We start from the raw sequence: 17,437 nt of genomic DNA on the forward strand, positions 1-17,437 counted from the left end.
CGGTGATAACCAACGCTCAATTGCGTGGCTCCGTACAGGAAATCGGTATCTCATGAATTCGGACTGGCAGTTCAGCCGGCGCCTGTGGCTCGCGCGCCACCGCATGGCATTGATTTCCGCGGCGGCCATAGCGGCTTATGCCGTCTTCGTCGAGTGGGTCTGGGGATGGTCGGTCCTGTTGCGGCAATGGGCCGAGATTGGTTTTTCGTCCGTGCTCGCCGCGCTCGGTCTTCTCATCTCGACCTACGTCGTCCGCTGCTACCGTATCTACGACTATTTTCCGGAGCAGACCGCCGGCCAATTCCTGTCGCTCTTTCGCGTGACGCAGGTCCACAATCTTCTCAATATCATGCTGCCCTTCAGGGCCGGCGAGACGAGCTTTCCGCTGCTCATGCGCGCCGAATTCGGCGTTCCGCTGCTGCGCGGAACGTCGGCGCTTCTCGTCATGCGGCTGTTGGACCTGCATGCGCTGCTCACCGTCGCGGCGGTAGGGCTGGTCATCGGCCGCGCCAATCAGATGGTCGCATGGCTGGTTTGGACTCTGGCATTCGTCGCGCCGCTCGCATTCTTCCTGCTCAAGGCCAGGATTCTTCGCTGGCTGCGCCGCGTCGCACCGGCGAAGTTCATGCACCATGTCGACGAGATCGAGGCGGGTTTACCGGCGAATATACCGGCGTTCCTGCGCGCCTCGGCGATGACGATTCTGAACTGGGGGGTGAAGGTCGCGGTGCTCGCGTGGGTGCTCGCTATCATGGGCGTCGCGCCGCTTGCCGCCGCGTTCGGCGGTGCGCTTGGGGGAGAGCTCTCTTCGGTTCTTCCCGTGCACGCGCCCGCCGGTGTCGGCACCTATGCGGCAGCGATCGTTGCCGGGGCGGTTTCCTTCGGCGCCGCCGGCGGCAAGGCCGCGCTCGAGACCCTGGGGCGCGCCAGCGTCAATGCCCACTTGCTCATCATTGTCTCGGCCGTGGCCGGCACGCTGCTTTCGCTGGTGTTGCGGCCGAAGCCGTGACGCGCCCTACTGGAACGACGTCTCGTAGAAGCTTCTGAGCTTGCGCGAATGCAGCTTCTCCGGCGGCATGGCGGCGAGTTTCTGCAGTGCCAGGATGCCGATCTTCAGGTGCTGGCTCACCTGCGTGCGGTAGAAGGCCGTCGCCATGCCGGGCAGCTTCAATTCCCCGTGCAGCGGCTTGTCGGAAACGCACAGCAGCGTTCCGTAAGGCACCCGGAAGCGGAAGCCGTTGGCGGCGATCGTCGCCGATTCCATGTCGAGCGCGATGGCGCGGGCCTGCGAGAGGCGCTTGACGGGCCCTCGCTGGTCGCGCAGCTCCCAGTTGCGGTTGTCGATCGTCGCGACCGTGCCGGTGCGCATGATCCGCTTGAGATCGTAGCCCTGATAACCGGTCACTTCCGCCACCGCATCCTGCAGGGCGACCTGAACCTCCGCCAGCGCGGGCAGGGGGATCCACACCGGCAGATCGTCGTCGAGCACGTGATCCTCGCGCATATAGGCGTGCGCCAGAACGTAATCGCCGAGCCGCTGGCTGTTGCGGAGCCCGGCGCAATGGCCGAGCATCAGCCAGACATGCGGTCTCAGCACGGCAATATGGTCGGTGATCGTCTTGGCATTGGATGGGCCGACGCCGATATTGACGAGCGTGATGCCGCCGTGGCCCTTTTTCTTCAGGTGGTAGGCCGGCATCTGCGGCAGGCGGGCGAGCGTATAGTCGGTCTCGGGCTTGTCGGCGCCCGCCGGCGTGAGGATGTTGCCGGGCTCCACGAAGGCCATGTAGCCGTTGCCGCCTTCGGCCATCTGCTGGCGTGCCCAGGCGCAGAACTCGTCGACATAGAACTGGTAGTTCGTGAAGAGCACGAAGTTCTGGAAATGCGTAGCACTGGTTGCCGTGTAGTGGCTGAGACGGGCCAGCGAATAATCGATGCGCTGCGCCGTGAACGGTGCGAGCGGCGAGGGCTCGCCCGGCCCGGGCTCATAGGAGCCGTTGGCGATCTCGTCGTCCGTCGTCGTCAGGTCGGGCGCATCGAAGAGGTCGCGCAGCGGAATGTCGATCGTCTCGGCCGCCGACGCCTCCACATGGGCGTTCTCGCCGAAAGCGAAGTGCAGGGGGATAGGTGTCGACGATTCCGATACGGTGACGCCGACGCCGTGATTGCGCATCAGATGGCCGAACTGCTCCTTCAGATAGTGACGGAAGAGTCGCGGTCGCGTGATCGTCGTCGTGTAGACGCCGGGCGCGCTGACATAACCGAAGGAAAGCCGGGAATCGACATGGCCAAAGCTGCTCGTCTCGATGCTCACCTGCGGGTAGCAGGCGCGGAAACGCGTGAGCGACCGGCCGTTCTTGCCCAGCCCCTCGAAAGCCTCGCAGAGGAACCGGGTGTTGCGCTCGTAAAGGGCCTGCAAGCAATCGACGGCTGCAGCCGGATCATCGAAGGTTTGCGGCTCGAAGGCTTCAGGGGTGGCGACGGAGAGGATAGAGTTTGAAGAGATTCGTGTGTCCATGGCGCATTATAGGCTGCGACATCTGACAAGCAAACGACAAGATATGGAGTTCGATTTCAGGCCGTTCAGCGTGGCCCGGCGAGAATGATCGTCGCGCCGACGAGCGCCACGGCCATGCCGGTCAGGTCCCAGCGGTCGGGCCGCACGCCCTCGGCGAGCCAGAGCCAGGCGAGCGAAGCGGTAATGTAGACGCCACCATAGGCGGCGTAGGCGCGCCCGGCCGCCGGCACATCGATCATCGTCAGGAGCCAGGCAAAGAGCGCCAGCGACCCCATTCCGGGAACGAGCCACCAAAAGGACTTGCCGAGCCGGAGCCACGCCCAGAAGGCAAAACATCCGGCAATTTCGGCGAGCGCGGCGATTGAATATAAAGCGAATGCGGGCAGGGGCATCATGATGGACCTTTCGATCCGGAAGGGAGCGAAGAGTCACGACATGTGCAAGAGGAAATTTCGGTTCCGGCCCCTCTGCGGCGTGGGCGCGCCAGAATTTCAGCCTCGGTCGGCCCCGATGACGATCAGCTCATCGCCTGGCGCTGCAGCGTGACGAAGAGGACGAGGCCGGCGCCATGCCTGCCGATGCCGGCGCCGGTGGCCTTGTTGTAAGCGAGCGCCCCGATCGGTGCCATCAGCAGGCCCGTGAGCATCAGGAGCCGAAGCGAGAGGATGGCCGAAGCGACGAGGGCGGTCATTTGAGCGTTCCCTACAGCTTGGCTTGGCAATATTGCGCGGTGTGCGCGGTGCAGTCGGTCAGAGAGCCGATATAGGTGTTTTGGCGGCGACGCTCCGTATCGGCGCCGACGGCGGCGGCGAGCGACATGGCGAAGACGACCATCAACAGGCTGATGATGGTGAGGCGGCGAGCGAGAATGTCCATTGTTCCGTCCGTGGGCTGGAGCGCGTTCAAATCGATTGAGCGTCTTTTCGCACAACCAAACTGAATTCTTGCTGAGATGCCCGTTCATCTGCCGTTCATCTTGAGCGACGCGGTCTTGCCGGCGCCGGAGTCCGTTCCTACGTCTGTGTGCCCGCAACCTCAGGAGAGACCTGCTATGCCCGCTCCCATCGAGCTCTATTACTGGCCGACACCGAACGGCTGGAAGATCACCATCATGCTGGAGGAGCTCGGCGTTCCCTATGTGGTCAAGTACATCAATATCGGCCGGGGCGATCAGTTCGCGCCGGATTTCCTGAGGATCTCGCCAAACAACCGCATGCCGGCCATCGTCGATCCGGACGGGCCGGGCGGCGAACCTATCGCGATCTTCGAATCCGGTGCGATCCTGCAATATCTCGGCCGGAAATACGGGAAGTTCTATCCGGCGGACGAGCGCGCCCGTGCCGACGTCGAGCAATGGCTCTTTTGGCAGGTTGGCGGGTTAGGCCCTATGGCGGGGCAGGCCCATCATTTCCGGCAATATGCGCCGGAGACGATCCAATACGGAATCGACCGCTACACCAATGAAGTGAACCGCCTCTATGGCGTGATGAACAAACGGCTGGCAGATCGGCCGTTCCTCGCCGACGACTATTCGATCGCCGACATGGCGGCAATCGGTTGGGTGATTCCGCATGAGAACCAGGGCCAGGATCTCAACGATTTCCCGAACCTTAAGCGCTGGTTCGACACGATGCTCGCCCGAAGCGCAGTGCAGAAGGGGATCGAGGTCGGCAAGGAAGAGCGGGCCCGGCAGAAGAGCCTTGCCGAAGACAAGGAAGCGCAGAAGATCCTGTTCGGGCAGCGCGCTCGCTGAAATGAACGCGAGGGAGGTCGCGGCAGGCCGCCCTCGCGCAATTCTGGAAGAGCTACAGCGCCGCGCGTCTTTTCAGACGTGCAAAGGACGCTGTAGCACTTTGAATCCACGCATCGTGCTTTCCGAAAATCGATTCCGATTTTCGGGCCGATGCGCTAAAGCCGCGTCCAGGTCTGCGACTTGCACAGCACCTTCAGCACGCAGCCCTTCATCTTCAGCGAATTGCCGTCGACCGAACCCGAGCCGCTATAGGTCTTGTCGTTCTCCGGATCGGTGATATCGCCGCTGTAGCTGCCATCGGTTCCGGCAAGGTTGCCGATGCGCTTGCCGGCGTGCTTGCCCGTCTTCAGCGTGACGCAGAAGGCTCCGCCGCACGGGGCGATTTCGGCCGTGGCTCCGCTCGCTGTTTTCCAGTTGCCGACAATCGGTTCGGCGGCAAAGGTCGTTCCCACGGCTCCTAAGCTGAGCGCCGCGCTGACGAGCAAAGTTCGAATCATTCAATGTCCTCCCTTGGCGACGGTCGGCGCCAGCCGCCCGCGATCTGGATTTTTCGTATCGGCGACCTCCTCGTCGGCCGAGCGCCGCACAGTAGCTTACGCGTACGTAAAGGTAAATAAGCCACGCACCGCGAAAATGACCATCTCGCAAACCCGGTTTGGCTGCGAAAACTCTGCAGCGGTCGACAAGGCAAGTTTGTATTTGGTTAGCGATTGGTTGAAATCCGAGATTGAATTTTCCGTAAATTTTGAGCCGGACTGCCGCCGCTGCAGGCGCTCCGATGCTTAACGAAAACCCAAGTTTACCAAGTGTTTGAACTTTGTTTGTGTCAAATTAAGCATGCATTTTAAGCGTGCATTGAAAGCCACCGGGCATACTCGAACCCATAAGACGAGCGGAGACGACACCCCGCCAAATCAGCCGATGCCGACGCCGCAAAAGACGGCGCGTCACCGGAAAGCCCGCCAAGAGGCAAGAGTGAAACAGGGACAACAAAGCAGCAACTGAAGCTCGGTGCGCCCCAAGGGCGTGCCGCTTCGGCTGAACCAACAAAGAACGACAGGGACAAGACAATGGCACGCTTTGACTTCGAGATCACGTCGGATGCGGCAATGGGTGGCGAAAACCGGGCCGACATTCTTTGCGAAATGGGACTTGCCTATGCGACCGGCCGCGGCCGGCCGGTCGATCTGGTCGCCGCCCACAAGTGGCTGAACATCGCCGCCATCAAGGGCTCGGACCGCGCCGCCGATCTCCGCGCCGACCTTGCGGCGACAATGAGCAAGACGGATCTTGCCGCTGCCCTGCGCGCTGCACGCGAATGGATGACCGTGCACTGAAATGCCGTCTACAGCGCCGTGCGTCTTATCAGACGCACAAAGGACGCTGTAGCACTTTGAATTACTGCATGTTTCCTTAAATCGGTTACGATTTAAGGAAACATGCAGTAGGCCGCTACGGTCCAGCTAGCCTTCGGCGAAGCTCTTGAGAACTACGGGCAGGGCGGCCTCGAGCAATTCCATCTCGGCGTCGGGGCCGGTGCTGATCCGGATGCAGCGATTGAGCGGCGCGACGCCCGGCATGCGGATGAAGATGCCGTGATCGCTCATCAGCCGGTCGACGATCGCCCGGGCATGGGCTGCATCCCGCCCGCAGTCGACGGCGACGAAATTCGTCGCCGAGGGTAGCGGCAGAAGCCCGTTTCCACGCGCAATGATGGCGATTCGGTTGCGCGACGCCGCGATCCGCTGTGTCACGTCTTTCAGATATTGCTGATCGGAAAGCGCGGCGAGCGCCGCGGCCACACCGATTCGATTCATGCCGAAATGGTTGCGGATCTTGTCGAAGGCCTGTGCGGTCCCGGGCGTTGCCAGCGCATAGCCGACGCGCGCGCCGGCGAGGCCATAGGCCTTGGAGAAGGTGCGTGTGCGGATGACGTTCGGCCGGTCGATCAGGCTCTCGATCGACGGCAGCGCCTCGGGCGGGGCCGTCTCGCAATAGGCTTCGTCGAGGATCAGCAGCGTCGTTTCGGGCAGGCCGGCCGCGAACGCGATGACGCGCTCGGCCGGCCACCAGCTCCCCATCGGATTGTCGGGATTGGCAAGATAGACGAGCGGCGCCTTCTCGCGCTCGACCGCGGCGAGGAGGCCATCGAGGTCTTCGCGATCGTCGACGTAAGGTACGGTGACGAGCCGGCCGCCATGTCCGGCAACGTGATAGTTGAAGGTCGGATAGGCGCCGAACGAAGTGACCACCGGCGTGCCCTGCTCGACGACGAGGCGGACAATCTGCCCGAGCAGACCATCGATTCCCTCGCCGACGGCAATATGGGCGGGCGATGTGCCGAGATGCGCCGCCAGCGCCTGTCTCAGGTCGTAATTTTCGGGGTCGGCATATTTCCAAGTCTCGCTGGCGGCCTTCTGGATGGCGAGGAACACGGAACCGGCCGGCCCGAATCCGCTCTCGTTGGCGCCAATGCGAGCGGCGATTTCGCGGCCGCGCTGCCTCTCGATCGCTTCCGGGCCGACAAAGGGAATCGTGGCAGGCAGGGATTGGATGAGCGGCGTGAAACGCGAGAATGCGGACATTTGGAAAACCTGAGCTCCGTTCGAAAGCGCCGCGGAACTTATCGCATTGAAACGGCGAACGGAATGCGCAAAAGGCGCATCGGTCAGGGTCTGCCACCCCGCGGCAAGGCAACCGGCGGCCGCGGCGGGGTAAGACGGCCGGCGCCCGGCCCGGTTCCAGCAGTCTTAACGTTGCCGGCCTGTCCGGTGAAGAATTCGTGGCGCACGATTTGGTGCAGCAACGTTTCGTCGATGGCCTTGATGAATTGCACCCCTATGCGGTTGTCCCTGCGATGAACCTCGGCGCAGCCGATCCGGAAATTTGTGCCCACGATATGGAGATAATAGTGCTGAGACAGGCCGATCGTCGTGCTGACGGAGAAACTCGCTCCACCGCGTGAGATATCGATCATTTTGCAGGCGTGTATCGACACCCCGCCAAGGGCTGGCCGCACGGACATAAGCGTTGCGGCATGTCCGATCGCGAAACGTTCGTAGCGCCGCTCGTAAAGCAGCGATGGGGCAAGCGAATACATGGTCGACTGCAGCATGCGTCATGCTCCGGTGATCGCGGTACTCGCGAGGGGCGCCGTGCGGTTTCCCGCTTGCCGAGCCCAAAGGAGTTTCGCCAGATTCAGGCAAATCATTTGCCGGTACCTTCCGAGGACGGCGAGGCGTCTGGAAGGTCGGGCATCAGTTTCCCTCAGCAATCTTGCAATCGCTTGAAGATATTCAATAAGAATCGAATGAACGCAATTCGACCAGTAGCTGGGCGCATTCAGAGCCCGCTCGAGAACTGGACTCGAATCAGCCGGCTGAGAAACTCGTGCGCCAGCAGCATGTTGAAACGCACGCCGAGCTCGGCGCCGTTGCGGTACACCTCGGCACAGCCGATCTCCTCCTGGACGCTGTCGATCTCCAGAAAAAAGTGTCTCGGCAGAAGGACTGCGGCGTTGAAGTCGAGCAAGGCGCCACAGATAGATATGTGCCGGAGAAGGGCGTGATATTTGGTCTTCGCCTTCAACTGACTGCCGATGACGAGAATGGGGCAGGGGCGCTCTATATGAAAATGCGGATAGGCAACGGCCGACTGGCCGGGCTTTCCTTGCGCGAGATGCATGATCATCGACATGGCAGGGTCCGGGAAATAGCTGTCATCTCCGCACCGCATGCCAGCAAATTCGCGGCGAGGCACGGGCCACACTCCACGACCCGACTTGCTTCACCCTTGCCGCGACGCCGTTGGACGCCGCCCGCGCAGCCATGACGAAAATGGCGGGATTTCCTGAAATCCGACAAAAAAATCTTGCATTGATGGCGCGCTGCCACTAGTCAGGCGCTAACGGAGAGGTGGCCGAGTGGTCGAAGGCGCTCCCCTGCTAAGGGAGTATACCGGAAACGGTATCGAGGGTTCGAATCCCTTCTTCTCCGCCATTTTCGATTTCGCCGAGATCGTCTGAGGTTGCCGACCACGTCGACCGCAAGGATCGCTCCGGCATTTCTACCTACGCGGGTCGAAACGTTTCCAGGGTGACGCCGTCGAAATGTCTGCCTCCAAACGCCATTGCCCGGCTGAAATCAGATTCCCCCGGGGTACTGCATCCTTGCTCCGGGCAATCGCGAATCCCGACCGCTGATTCTCTGGGAATCGCTGGAAAAAAGCTTCGGCTTCGACCGCCGAGCCGATTTCCAGGCGGGCTGGCGCCGGTACAAAGCCGGCGTCTGACAGCCCCGTTGCCCGGTTTTGCCCCCGTTTTGGGCCCTTTTCTGCCTCTTTCTGAAACAAAAGCTGTGTCGCACGCCGACGCTAACCCCCCGTGGCCAAAGGATTTTCTTAATGGTTTGTTAACACCCTCGGGCCGTCTGGGGCGATTTTGTGTCGTTTCAGCAACAGGGATCAGGGAAGGGCAGCGCAAAGGAGTTGATCTGACAAGTTGGACATTGCGCGCCCCTCTCGGTTTTGTATTTTCAACTCCGGAAGCAAGGGCGGTTGATCGTCCGACTTCTTGAACGTTGGGGATGGGGCAGGGAACGCTGTCCTTCAGCAAAGAAACCCAGACCCGTTTGAAACTTTTGACTGGAGGTCAGAAATGAACATCAAGAGCCTTCTTCTCGGCTCCGCTGCTGCGCTCGCAGCAGTATCCGGCGCCCAGGCTGCCGACGCGATCGTCGCCGCCGAGCCGGAGCCCATGGAATACGTTCGCGTCTGCGACGCTTTCGGCACCGGCTACTTCTACATCCCGGGCACGGAAACCTGCCTCAAGATCGGCGGCTTCATCCGCGTTCAGGGCTCGTTCGGCCGTGACGCTGCCGACAGCCGTTACAACAACGAAGACTTCGACAACGATGGCAATGGCGTCCTCGATCAGTCCACGTCGGACTGGGATGTCTTCTCCCGCGCTTACATCTCGTTCGATGCCAAGAGCGACACCGAGTACGGCACGCTCACCGGCTTCTTCGCTGCTGAGTTCAACGCCGACAACGACACCGACTCCGGCGACAGCGACTTCATCGACGTCGACGAAGCCTACATCCAGCTCGGCGGCCTGAAGGCCGGCTTCTTCTACAGCTGGTGGGATAAGGGCCTGAACGGCGAAACCGACTCGCTCGGAAACTTCACCGAATTCAACTCGGTCGCCTACCTCTATGACGGCGGCACCTTCCAGGCCGGTATCTCGATCGACGAACTCGAAGGTACCTCCACCAAGTCTAACGGCGTTGGCGTTGCCGGTATCGTTTCCGCTACGCTCGGTGGCGTAAGCTTCGACCTGCTCGGCGGCTTCGACACGGAACTGGAAGAAGGCGCGATCCGCGCTCTGCTCTCGGCTGACCTCGGTCCGGGCGTCTTCCAGATGGCTGGCATCTGGGCATCCGATCCGAACGCTTACTGGGCACGGTCCGAGTGGACGGTTGCTGCTTCTTACCGCTTCAACGCAACCGAGAAGTTCGCAATCACCCCCGGCGCTCAGTACTTTGGTAGCCTGCAAGACTCGTTCACCAGCTTCGGTAACGACGATGCATGGCGCGTTGGCGTAACGGCTGACTACCAGATCACCGAAGGTCTCGCGACCCGTCTGTCGGTTCAGTACGAAGATGAAGACAACGGCGACGACCAGGTCTTCGGTTTCCTGCGTCTGCAGCGTGACTTCTAATCTGACCTGACCTCGGTCAGTAGGAAAAGCCCGGCTCTTGAGCCGGGCTTTTTTGTTTTAGGGGACGGCAATGGAGCGCCGTTGGAGATGCCGCGCCCAACCAGCTTCCTGGATCGGAGTCGGTCCAAGACAAAAACATGCAGCAATTCAAAGCGTTGCAGCTAGCCTTGTCCGCCTACAAGCAACGTGAGTTTGGACACGCCGCATCTTTTCATCGGGGCAATTGTTGTCGGTGAGTCAGGGCAAGGACCAGCGCGATTCCGTCCGAGGCAGGGCGGTCTGATCAGCTCGTGCAGTGCTTAGCTGGCTAGATGGCGTTCGAGCACGGGTACGCACATGTCCAGATCGTGCGTCGCCAAATGTGCATAGCGCATGGTCATCGTCAGCGTCTGATGGCCGAGCCACATCTGAACCCTTCGGAGATCGATGCCGCCGCGCACCAGTCGAGAGGCGCAGGTGTGTCTTAGAATGTGGGGAACGATGTCTTCTTCTTCGCCCAGCCCCGCATCCAACTTGGCCGCATTCCAGACAGCCCGGAATTTTTGCGGATCAATGGCGTTGAAAGGCCCCGCAGATCTGCCTGCGAGGGCGTTCAGGACTTCCCTTGCTCTCGCGGTCAGCGGGACAGTGCGGCTGCGTCCTGATTTCGTGATCCAGAATGTTGCCCGGCCCTCGTGAATGTCGTTCCATTTGAGGCCTATAGCCTCGCCAAGGCGAGCGCCTGAATCGACCAGAAATATCGAGAACTGCAAAAAGCATTCGGAACGGATGCCGATTTCCCGGAACAACGCTTCCTCTTCATCGGCCTCCAGGAAGCGCAGGCGTCCAGCTCTCTCCTTTTGACGCCTAAACTCCGGCAGACTATGGATTTCGCCCATCTTGTACGCTTTCCGCAGCAGCTTGCTTAGCGCCGCCATCTTTCGATTGATGGTCGCGTTGCTGTTGCCGCGCTTGCGTAATGCGCCGATCAGATTGTCGAGCAGGTCCTGCGAGAAGGCGGAAAACCGGGCGCCGAGAAGAATTTCGTCGAGTTCGCCGATGAAGGCTTTCACATTGTACTTGTGATGGCCGTCGTCCCACAGAATGTCGGCGTAACGATGAAACAACTCGGCGAGCGAGGTATCCTTGACCACGCCCGTCGGGCCTTGCTGGCCGAAGCAATAGTTGACCTCGTATCCCGAACCTATGTCCGGGAAACCAAAGTCAACCAGTGATTTTTCGGCCCTTGCAGTCATGCTTGCTGTTTCCTTCCCGCCCCATTGCGAATGGACCAAGAAACCGCTGGAGTTCAAGCCAGCGCTTATATTTCAGCAATCTCAATGAGCTAGGCGGCACGTATATGTTGCATAACGGCAACAGCCCGCAACTCTTAGAGTTGCGGGCTTGACACTCAATCAGATTAGAAGTCGCGCTGCAGGCGGAGGAAGCCGAAAACTTCGTCGTCGCCGTTGTCTTCGTCCTGGTACTGAACCGACAGACGGGTCGCGAGACCTTCGGTGATCTTGTAGTCAGCCGTTACACCAACGCGCCACGCGTCGTCGTCACCGAAGTCGTTGCCGTCTTGCAGGCTACCGAAGTACTGGACACCGGGGGTGATCGCGAACTTCTCGGTCGCATTGAAGCGGTAAGAAGCGGCAACGGTCCACTCGGAAGCAGCCCAGTAAGCGTTCGGGTCGGATGCCCAGATCGCAGCAGCCTGGAAGACGCCCGGACCGAGGTCAGCAGAAAGCAGAGCGCGGATCGCGCCTTCTTCCAGTTCCGTGTCGAAGCCGCCGAGCAGGTCGAAGCTTACGCCGCCAAGCGTAGCGGAGACGATACCGGCAACGCCAACGCCGTTAGCCTTGGTGGTAGCAGCTTCAAGTTCGTCGATCGAGATACCGGCCTGGAAGGTGCCGCCGTCATAGAGATAGGCGATCGAGTTGAACTCGGTGTTGTTGCCGAGCGAGTCAGTTTCGCCGTTCAGACCCTTATCCCACCAGCTGTAGAAGAAGCCGGCCTTCAGGCCGCCGAGCTGGATGTAGGCTTCGTCGACGTCGATCAGGCTGTCGCCTTCGTCAGAGTCGTTGTCGGCGTTGAATTCAGCAGCGAAGAAGCCGGTGAGCGTGCCGTATTCCGTGTCGCTCTTGGCGTCGAACGAGAGATAGGCGCGGGAGAAGACATCCCAGTCCGACGTGGACTGAGCCGGGTTTTCCCAGCGGCTGTCAGCAGCGTCACGACCGAACGAGCCCTGAACGCGGATGAAGCCGCCGATCTTGAGGCAGGTTTCCGTGCCCGGGATGTAGAAGTAGCCCGTGCCGAAAGCATCGCAGACGCGGACGTATTCCATGGGCTCCGGCTCGGCGGCGACGATCGCGTCGGCAGCCTGGGCGCCGGATACTGCTGCGAGCGCAGCAGCGGAGCCGAGAAGAAGGCTCTTGATGTTCATTTCTGACCTCCAGTCAGAATTGGAAATTTCCTACGCTGACCGCGGCCGTTGCTATCTGGAGACATACATGGGAGCAAGCGCGTCAAGCGGCGGCACTGGGGCCGTCGCCGCAACAGGCATTGGGTTCGCTAACCCTGGAGGAAGGCGCTGATCGCCTGCCGCGGCCCATCGAGATGCAGGAGCGGCGCATGGCCCTGGCCGATCGCGGTGACGGTGACCAGGCCGGGGTGACGCCGCGCCATCTCGCGGACAGTAGTCTCGCTGAGCAGCCGCGAATGCTCGCCCCGGACGACCATCATCGGCAGGCCGGCGAAAGCTTCGAATTGCGGCCAGAGATGCGGGAGCTGGCTTTCCGCGGTGAGACCCCGAAGCGGCGTTGCGACCGCCGGGTCGAAATCCGCGACCGGAATGCCGCCATCGTCACGATAGATCGCTTCGGCCATCTCTCGCCAATCCTGGGGGCCAAGAGCGGGAAAGTCTGCTCCGTGGACGCGCCGGAGGAAGCTTGGTGCCTCCGACCTGCTACCCGGTGCCTCCGACGCATTGAGGTAGTCCCTGATCTTCAGCAGTCCTTCGATCTCGATCACCGGCCCGATGTCGTTGAGCACGACCCGGGCGATGAGGGCAGGGGCCGCCGTGATGAGGTGATGCAGGATGAGACCGCCCCGCGACGTGCCGACGAGCGTCGCCTTGTCGATGCCGAAATAGGTGCAGGCCGCGACGACGTCCTCTGCCTCGACGGCGATCGCGTAGCGGCTCTTGTCATTGTCGCGGTCCGATTGTCCCCGACCGCGATAGTCCAAGGTGACAACAATATGCGCACCGCCGCGAGGCGAGGCAAGGAAGGCGGCCAGGCCATGGAAGTCGCGGCTATTGCGCGTCAATCCCGGCAGGCAGACGATCGGTGACCTCTTCTCGTGCCGCAGGGCCTCACTGCCATAGCATCTGCCATAAAGTCTCAATCCGTCCGTGGAGCGGAAATAATGCTCCTGAAACATCTGTTCCCCCTCCGCCGGATGCTCTCGCATGGCCCCACCTCGCTTCCCCACATTGCCAGATTGCTTCTTACCGATAGATCGGAAGGTTAGGAAGGATTGCGACCCATTCTTAGGTCGGCGACGATATCCGCCTGCTGCCCGAGCCGGGTTTTGTAGACCTGGTAATTCTCCATCACCCGCTGGACATAGTTTCGCGTTTCCTGAAAGGGAATGCGTTCGATCCAGTCGACCACCTCGTCGATCGGCTTGCCGCGTGGGTCGCCGTAGCGCGCCAGCCATTCCGGCACGCGGCCGGGTCCGGCATTATAGGCGATGAAGGTCAGGATGTAGGAACCGCCGAAGCTGTCGATCTGCTCGCCGAGATAGTGCGAGCCGAGGGTTGCGTTGTAGCCGGCATCCGACGTCAGGCGGTCCTTGGAATAGGCAAGGCCGTAGCGCCCGGCGACGCCCCTTGCGGTCGCCGGCAACAGCTGCAACAGACCGCGGGCATTGGCGGCCGACACAGCCGTCGGGTTGAAGGCGCTTTCCTGGCGTGCGATCGCGTAGGCAAGTGCCTTGCCGGCGCCGCTGATATTGGCGTCCGAGGGGATGACGCCGATCGGAAAGGCGAGGGCGGCGACATCGATGCCACGGCCGAACGCGATCTTGCCGATTTGCAGGGACAGTTGGTGGTTGCGCGCCTTCTCGGCCCGTACAGCAAGAATCGCAAGCTCGCCGGGGCTGGTCAGTTCCTCGGCGAGCGCCCGGTACAGGCTCTCCGCGCGCCATCCGTGGCCGGCGGCTTCCAGCCGTTCGATCGCGCGTACGGCCTCGCGGCCTTCCAGTCGCGCGTGGTCCTCCGGGGTTGGCGTGGGATAGGCAACGCTGAGGGTTGAGCGGCCGAGCCGCGCCGACGCGAGTTGGCCGTAGAATGTGCCGGGATAGCGGGCTGCATTGGCAAAATACTCCGCCGAACTCCCAGGGCCGCCGGCCTCGGCGGCACGTCCCAGCCAATACCAGGCCCGCGACGCCGAAATCGGCCGGATGGACGTCTCCAGGATCTTGCGAAAGTGACGCGCGGCGATCGCCGGATCTTCCAGTCCGCGAAGTGCGTACCAACCGGCGTGGAATTCCGCATCGACGATGTCGGTCGACTGGGTTGCGGCATGATGGGCCGCAACGCGGTACGCTCCACGGAAGTCGCCCTTGTCGAGCAGACCCCGGCTGATGATCCGTTGTTCCGTCCACCATTCGCCGGCATCGACCAAGGCATTGCCATCCTTCGGTGCCCGGCCGAGAAGCGCTGCCGCCTCCTGGAATTTCTCCTGCTTGCGCAGAGACTCGATGCGCACGAAGAGATAGGCGGGATCGTTGCGCCAGGACGGGTCGATCGCCGCGATCAGCGCCTCGGCTTTACTGCTGCCGCGGATGACCGCGGCCCAGGCCCTGAAAAGCGATTGCGCCTTGCCGAGCTCGCTGAAACGCTGCGCCTGCTCGACGCGGCTGCGGTAGAGAAGCATCTCCATGCGATGCCTATGGTCGACGGCCGTAAGCAAGGAGGGAAATTCCGAAAGGATCTTTGTTTCCGTCTCTTTGTCCAGCGCCTCCTTGCACCATAGGGCGCGCAGGTGAAGCGCCGCCGCGTCACCTCGTCCCTCGGCCACAAGGGCGCGGGCGAAAATCATGGTTCCCTCTGCAGTTTCCGGCCGGCTCGAGCCGAAGGCGGCGATGACGTCTGCCGGAGGCGGATTTTCGCGGTAAAGCGCGCGCTCGGAATGGGCGCGCAGCGCCTTCAGCCCGGGCCAGCCCTGTAGCTCGCGCTGCGCTTCGGCGATTTCGTAAGAGGGAATGTCCTTCTGCCCGGAAACCGCGAGTGCCCAGGTGAGGATATGCCGGTCGAGCGTTCCCGCACCCATGCGGTTGCGGATGGCGATTGCTTCGGCTGGGTTACGATCGGACAGCGCATCGAGACCGGTCTTCAAATCTGTCGCGACCGGTGCGATTGCCGCCCGAATGGCGCTGGTGACTTCGTTGGCCACGATCGAAGGCGGCGCGGGCGAACCAGGCCTGTTCGTCGGCACGGGGATGCGGGTCTCAGTTGCAAGGGCGGAGGACGCCAGCATCGCGACACCGAAAATGGCGGCGACAGGCAGAAAGAGTGGTCCGCGCATCAAGCCCCGTGCTTCCCCGTTTCTCTCAACTTCTTTATAGCGCCGCGCGTCTTTTCAGACGCGCAAAGGACGCGGTAACACTTTTGACCTACGCATCGCGCTCTCCGAAAATCGATTCCGATTTTCGGGCCGACGCGCTAGCTGCCGGATTCACTAGCGAAAAGTTAGCGGACATCCGTCATCGCTGCAATCGCCGGCAAATGGCCGGTCCTCGTGCATCCCTGGCTTGCCTCTGCGGAGCGACGCGCCTCGCGCGGTCGAATTGCAGGGAAACTGGCAGGAAATGCGCCTGTCCGACGCTTGCCGCGGCCATGTCACATGATTATGGTGCGGCAGTTTCTAACCGTCGATTGCGGCCAAAGCGTGGGCGCATGTTTGCCCCTTCAGCCGTCAGGAGTTGTGCATGTTCAAGGGTTCCATTCCCGCACTCGTAACCCCGTTCACGTCCACCGGCGCGGTGGACGCGGCAAGTTTCGTCGCGCATGTGGAATGGCAGATAAAAGAGGGGAGCCACGGCCTTGTGCCGGTCGGCACCACCGGTGAATCGCCGACCCTGTCGCATGAAGAGCACAAGCAGGTGGTGGAGCTCTGCGTCGAGGCGGCCGCACGGCGCGTGCCGGTTATCGCCGGCGCCGGCTCTAACAACACGACCGAGGCCGTCGAACTGGCGCAGCACGCCGAAAAGGCCGGCGCGGATGCCATCCTGGTCGTGACCCCGTACTACAACAAGCCGACGCAGAAGGGCCTCTTCGCTCACTATGCGGCGATTGCCGAAAGCGTGAAGCTGCCGATCGTCATCTACAACATTCCCGGTCGCTCCGTGGTCGACATGAGCGTCGAAACCATGGCCGCACTGGCAAAGGCCTATCCGACAATCGTCGGCGTCAAGGATGCGACGGGCAGGATCGAGCGCGTCTCCGAGCAGCGCATGGCCTGCGGCAAGAATTTCGTCCAACTCTCCGGCGAAGACGCGACGGCGCTCGGCTTCAATGCGCATGGCGGCGTCGGCTGCATCTCCGTGACCGCGAATGTCGCGCCGCGCCTCTGCGCCGAATTCCAGGAGGCAACCCTTGCCGGCGACTTTGCCAAGGCACTGGAATATCAGGACAAGCTGATGCCGCTTCACAAGGCCATCTTCATCGAACCCGGCCTCTGCGGCGCAAAATATGCGCTCCATCGCCTCGGGCGGATGAGCCGTACCGTGCGCTCGCCGCTGCTGCCGACGCTCGAGCCGGCGACCGAAGCGGCGATCGATTCGGCGTTGAGAAATGCGGGATTGATGAACTGATGGCACCCAAGGGCAGCGAACGCGCGGTCAGGAAAGTGGTGGCGGAGAACCGCAAGGCCCGCTTCAACTACGAGATCGTCGACACCTACGAGGCCGGTCTTGTTCTGACCGGCACGGAGGTCAAGTCGTTGCGCGAGGGCAAGGCCAATATTTCGGAATCCTACGCGACCGACGAGGGCGGCGAGATCTGGCTGATCAACTCCTATCTGCCTGAATATCTCCAGGCCAATCGCTTCAACCACGAAACCCGGCGCCGCCGCAAATTGCTCTTGTCGCGGCGCGAGGTGAATCGGCTGCAGGGCGCGGTCAATCGCGAAGGCATGTCGCTCATTCCACTGAAGATCTATTTCAACGAGCGGGGAAGGGCGAAGCTGGAACTGGCGCTCGGTAAGGGCAAGAAGCTGCACGACAAGCGCGAGACGTCCAAGGAGCGCGATTGGAACCGGCAGAAGAACCGGCTGCTGAAGGAACGCGGCTGAGCCGGCCACAGCGTCGCATTTTTTTCCACCGCGGTGTGAAAGCCATCAACGGGCCAATCGCAGCATCCCCGCCACTGGCGACGGGGCGGGGCCAGACTATACGGGATCCG

General features: G+C 61.7%; 18 protein-coding genes and 1 tRNA gene. 7 read left to right on the forward strand and 12 right to left on the reverse strand.

The window, feature by feature from the left end:
• The first annotated feature begins 52 nt into the window (after nucleotides 1–52).
• Entirely contained in the window at nucleotides 53–1,009 is a 957-nt protein-coding gene (locus RHIBR816_RS0124130; protein ID WP_018239175.1) for a lysylphosphatidylglycerol synthase domain-containing protein, read from the forward strand.
• A 6-nt stretch (nucleotides 1,010–1,015) separates the two neighbouring features.
• Here the strand turns inward: RHIBR816_RS0124130 and RHIBR816_RS0124135 are convergent, their stop codons facing one another.
• The 4 genes from RHIBR816_RS0124135 to RHIBR816_RS36400 form a co-directional block, all read right to left on the reverse strand.
• Complete coding sequence (locus RHIBR816_RS0124135; RefSeq protein WP_018239176.1) at nucleotides 1,016–2,518, reverse strand: AMP nucleosidase; 1,503 nt, start codon at nucleotides 2,516–2,518, stop codon at nucleotides 1,016–1,018.
• A 65-nt stretch (nucleotides 2,519–2,583) separates the two neighbouring features.
• Complete coding sequence (locus RHIBR816_RS0124140; RefSeq protein ID WP_026187374.1) at nucleotides 2,584–2,904, reverse strand: YnfA family protein; 321 nt, start codon at nucleotides 2,902–2,904, stop codon at nucleotides 2,584–2,586.
• Nucleotides 2,905–3,035: 131 nt separating this feature from the next.
• Nucleotides 3,036–3,209: a hypothetical protein gene (locus RHIBR816_RS36395; RefSeq protein ID WP_018239178.1), complete on the reverse strand. Its 174-nt coding sequence runs from the start codon at nucleotides 3,207–3,209 to the stop codon at nucleotides 3,036–3,038.
• Nucleotides 3,210–3,220: 11 nt separating this feature from the next.
• The gene (locus RHIBR816_RS36400; protein WP_012707384.1) at nucleotides 3,221–3,394 is read right to left on the reverse strand and encodes a hypothetical protein; all 174 of its coding nucleotides are present in this window, start codon (nucleotides 3,392–3,394) and stop codon (nucleotides 3,221–3,223) included.
• Between the two features lie 175 nt (nucleotides 3,395–3,569).
• On the opposite strand from RHIBR816_RS36400, the gene RHIBR816_RS0124155 reads away from it, so the two are divergent.
• Nucleotides 3,570–4,271: a glutathione S-transferase family protein gene (locus tag RHIBR816_RS0124155; protein WP_018239179.1), complete on the forward strand. Its 702-nt coding sequence runs from the start codon at nucleotides 3,570–3,572 to the stop codon at nucleotides 4,269–4,271.
• Between the two features lie 155 nt (nucleotides 4,272–4,426).
• Here the strand turns inward: RHIBR816_RS0124155 and RHIBR816_RS0124160 are convergent, their stop codons facing one another.
• Nucleotides 4,427–4,768, reverse strand: a complete 342-nt coding sequence (locus tag RHIBR816_RS0124160; protein ID WP_026187375.1) for a DUF2147 domain-containing protein — start codon at nucleotides 4,766–4,768, stop codon at nucleotides 4,427–4,429.
• A gap of 573 nt (nucleotides 4,769–5,341) precedes the next feature.
• Here RHIBR816_RS0124160 and RHIBR816_RS0124165 point away from each other — a divergent pair.
• On the forward strand, nucleotides 5,342–5,608 hold the full coding sequence (locus RHIBR816_RS0124165; protein ID WP_018239181.1) for a sel1 repeat family protein: 267 nt from the start codon (nucleotides 5,342–5,344) through the stop codon (nucleotides 5,606–5,608).
• Between the two features lie 126 nt (nucleotides 5,609–5,734).
• Here the strand turns inward: RHIBR816_RS0124165 and RHIBR816_RS0124170 are convergent, their stop codons facing one another.
• From RHIBR816_RS0124170 to RHIBR816_RS0124180, 3 genes are all read right to left on the reverse strand, one after another.
• The gene (locus RHIBR816_RS0124170) at nucleotides 5,735–6,856 is read right to left on the reverse strand and encodes a pyridoxal phosphate-dependent aminotransferase (protein WP_018239182.1); all 1,122 of its coding nucleotides are present in this window, start codon (nucleotides 6,854–6,856) and stop codon (nucleotides 5,735–5,737) included.
• 83 nt (nucleotides 6,857–6,939) lie between these two features.
• Complete coding sequence (locus RHIBR816_RS0124175; protein ID WP_018239183.1) at nucleotides 6,940–7,386, reverse strand: PilZ domain-containing protein; 447 nt, start codon at nucleotides 7,384–7,386, stop codon at nucleotides 6,940–6,942.
• A gap of 227 nt (nucleotides 7,387–7,613) precedes the next feature.
• Complete coding sequence (locus RHIBR816_RS0124180; protein ID WP_018239184.1) at nucleotides 7,614–7,967, reverse strand: hypothetical protein; 354 nt, start codon at nucleotides 7,965–7,967, stop codon at nucleotides 7,614–7,616.
• 212 nt (nucleotides 7,968–8,179) lie between these two features.
• Between RHIBR816_RS0124180 and RHIBR816_RS0124185 the strand changes: the two genes are divergently transcribed.
• Both RHIBR816_RS0124185 and RHIBR816_RS0124190 read left to right on the forward strand, forming a co-directional pair.
• Nucleotides 8,180–8,269: transfer RNA gene (locus tag RHIBR816_RS0124185), tRNA-Ser, on the forward strand.
• Nucleotides 8,270–8,925: 656 nt separating this feature from the next.
• A complete protein-coding gene (locus RHIBR816_RS0124190) occupies nucleotides 8,926–9,987 on the forward strand; it encodes a porin (RefSeq protein WP_018239185.1) in 1,062 nt (353 codons plus the stop codon).
• 299 nt (nucleotides 9,988–10,286) lie between these two features.
• Here RHIBR816_RS0124190 and RHIBR816_RS37230 read toward each other — a convergent pair whose 3' ends face one another.
• The 4 genes from RHIBR816_RS37230 to RHIBR816_RS0124210 all read right to left on the reverse strand — a co-directional run bounded on the left by RHIBR816_RS37230 (nucleotide 10,287) and on the right by RHIBR816_RS0124210 (nucleotide 15,560).
• A complete protein-coding gene (locus RHIBR816_RS37230) occupies nucleotides 10,287–11,222 on the reverse strand; it encodes a site-specific integrase (RefSeq protein WP_018239186.1) in 936 nt (311 codons plus the stop codon).
• 164 nt (nucleotides 11,223–11,386) lie between these two features.
• Complete coding sequence (locus RHIBR816_RS0124200) at nucleotides 11,387–12,412, reverse strand: porin (protein WP_018239187.1); 1,026 nt, start codon at nucleotides 12,410–12,412, stop codon at nucleotides 11,387–11,389.
• Nucleotides 12,413–12,540: 128 nt separating this feature from the next.
• Nucleotides 12,541–13,440: an alpha/beta fold hydrolase gene (locus RHIBR816_RS0124205; protein ID WP_026187376.1), complete on the reverse strand. Its 900-nt coding sequence runs from the start codon at nucleotides 13,438–13,440 to the stop codon at nucleotides 12,541–12,543.
• Nucleotides 13,441–13,496: 56 nt separating this feature from the next.
• A complete protein-coding gene (locus tag RHIBR816_RS0124210) occupies nucleotides 13,497–15,560 on the reverse strand; it encodes a lytic transglycosylase domain-containing protein (RefSeq protein WP_018239189.1) in 2,064 nt (687 codons plus the stop codon).
• A gap of 403 nt (nucleotides 15,561–15,963) precedes the next feature.
• On the opposite strand from RHIBR816_RS0124210, the gene dapA reads away from it, so the two are divergent.
• Together dapA and smpB are read left to right on the forward strand one after the other, a co-directional pair.
• Nucleotides 15,964–16,848 (forward strand): 4-hydroxy-tetrahydrodipicolinate synthase, encoded by an 885-nt coding sequence (dapA, locus tag RHIBR816_RS0124215; RefSeq protein ID WP_018239190.1) that lies wholly within the window; start codon nucleotides 15,964–15,966, stop codon nucleotides 16,846–16,848.
• Nucleotides 16,848–17,327 (forward strand): SsrA-binding protein SmpB, encoded by a 480-nt coding sequence (gene smpB, locus RHIBR816_RS0124220; protein WP_018239191.1) that lies wholly within the window; start codon nucleotides 16,848–16,850, stop codon nucleotides 17,325–17,327. Before dapA ends, smpB begins: the two co-directional genes overlap by 1 nt.
• Nucleotides 17,328–17,437: the final 110 nt, after the last annotated feature.

It is taken from the genome of Ensifer sp. BR816 (assembly GCF_000378985.1).
Classification (GTDB): domain Bacteria; phylum Pseudomonadota; class Alphaproteobacteria; order Rhizobiales; family Rhizobiaceae; genus Sinorhizobium.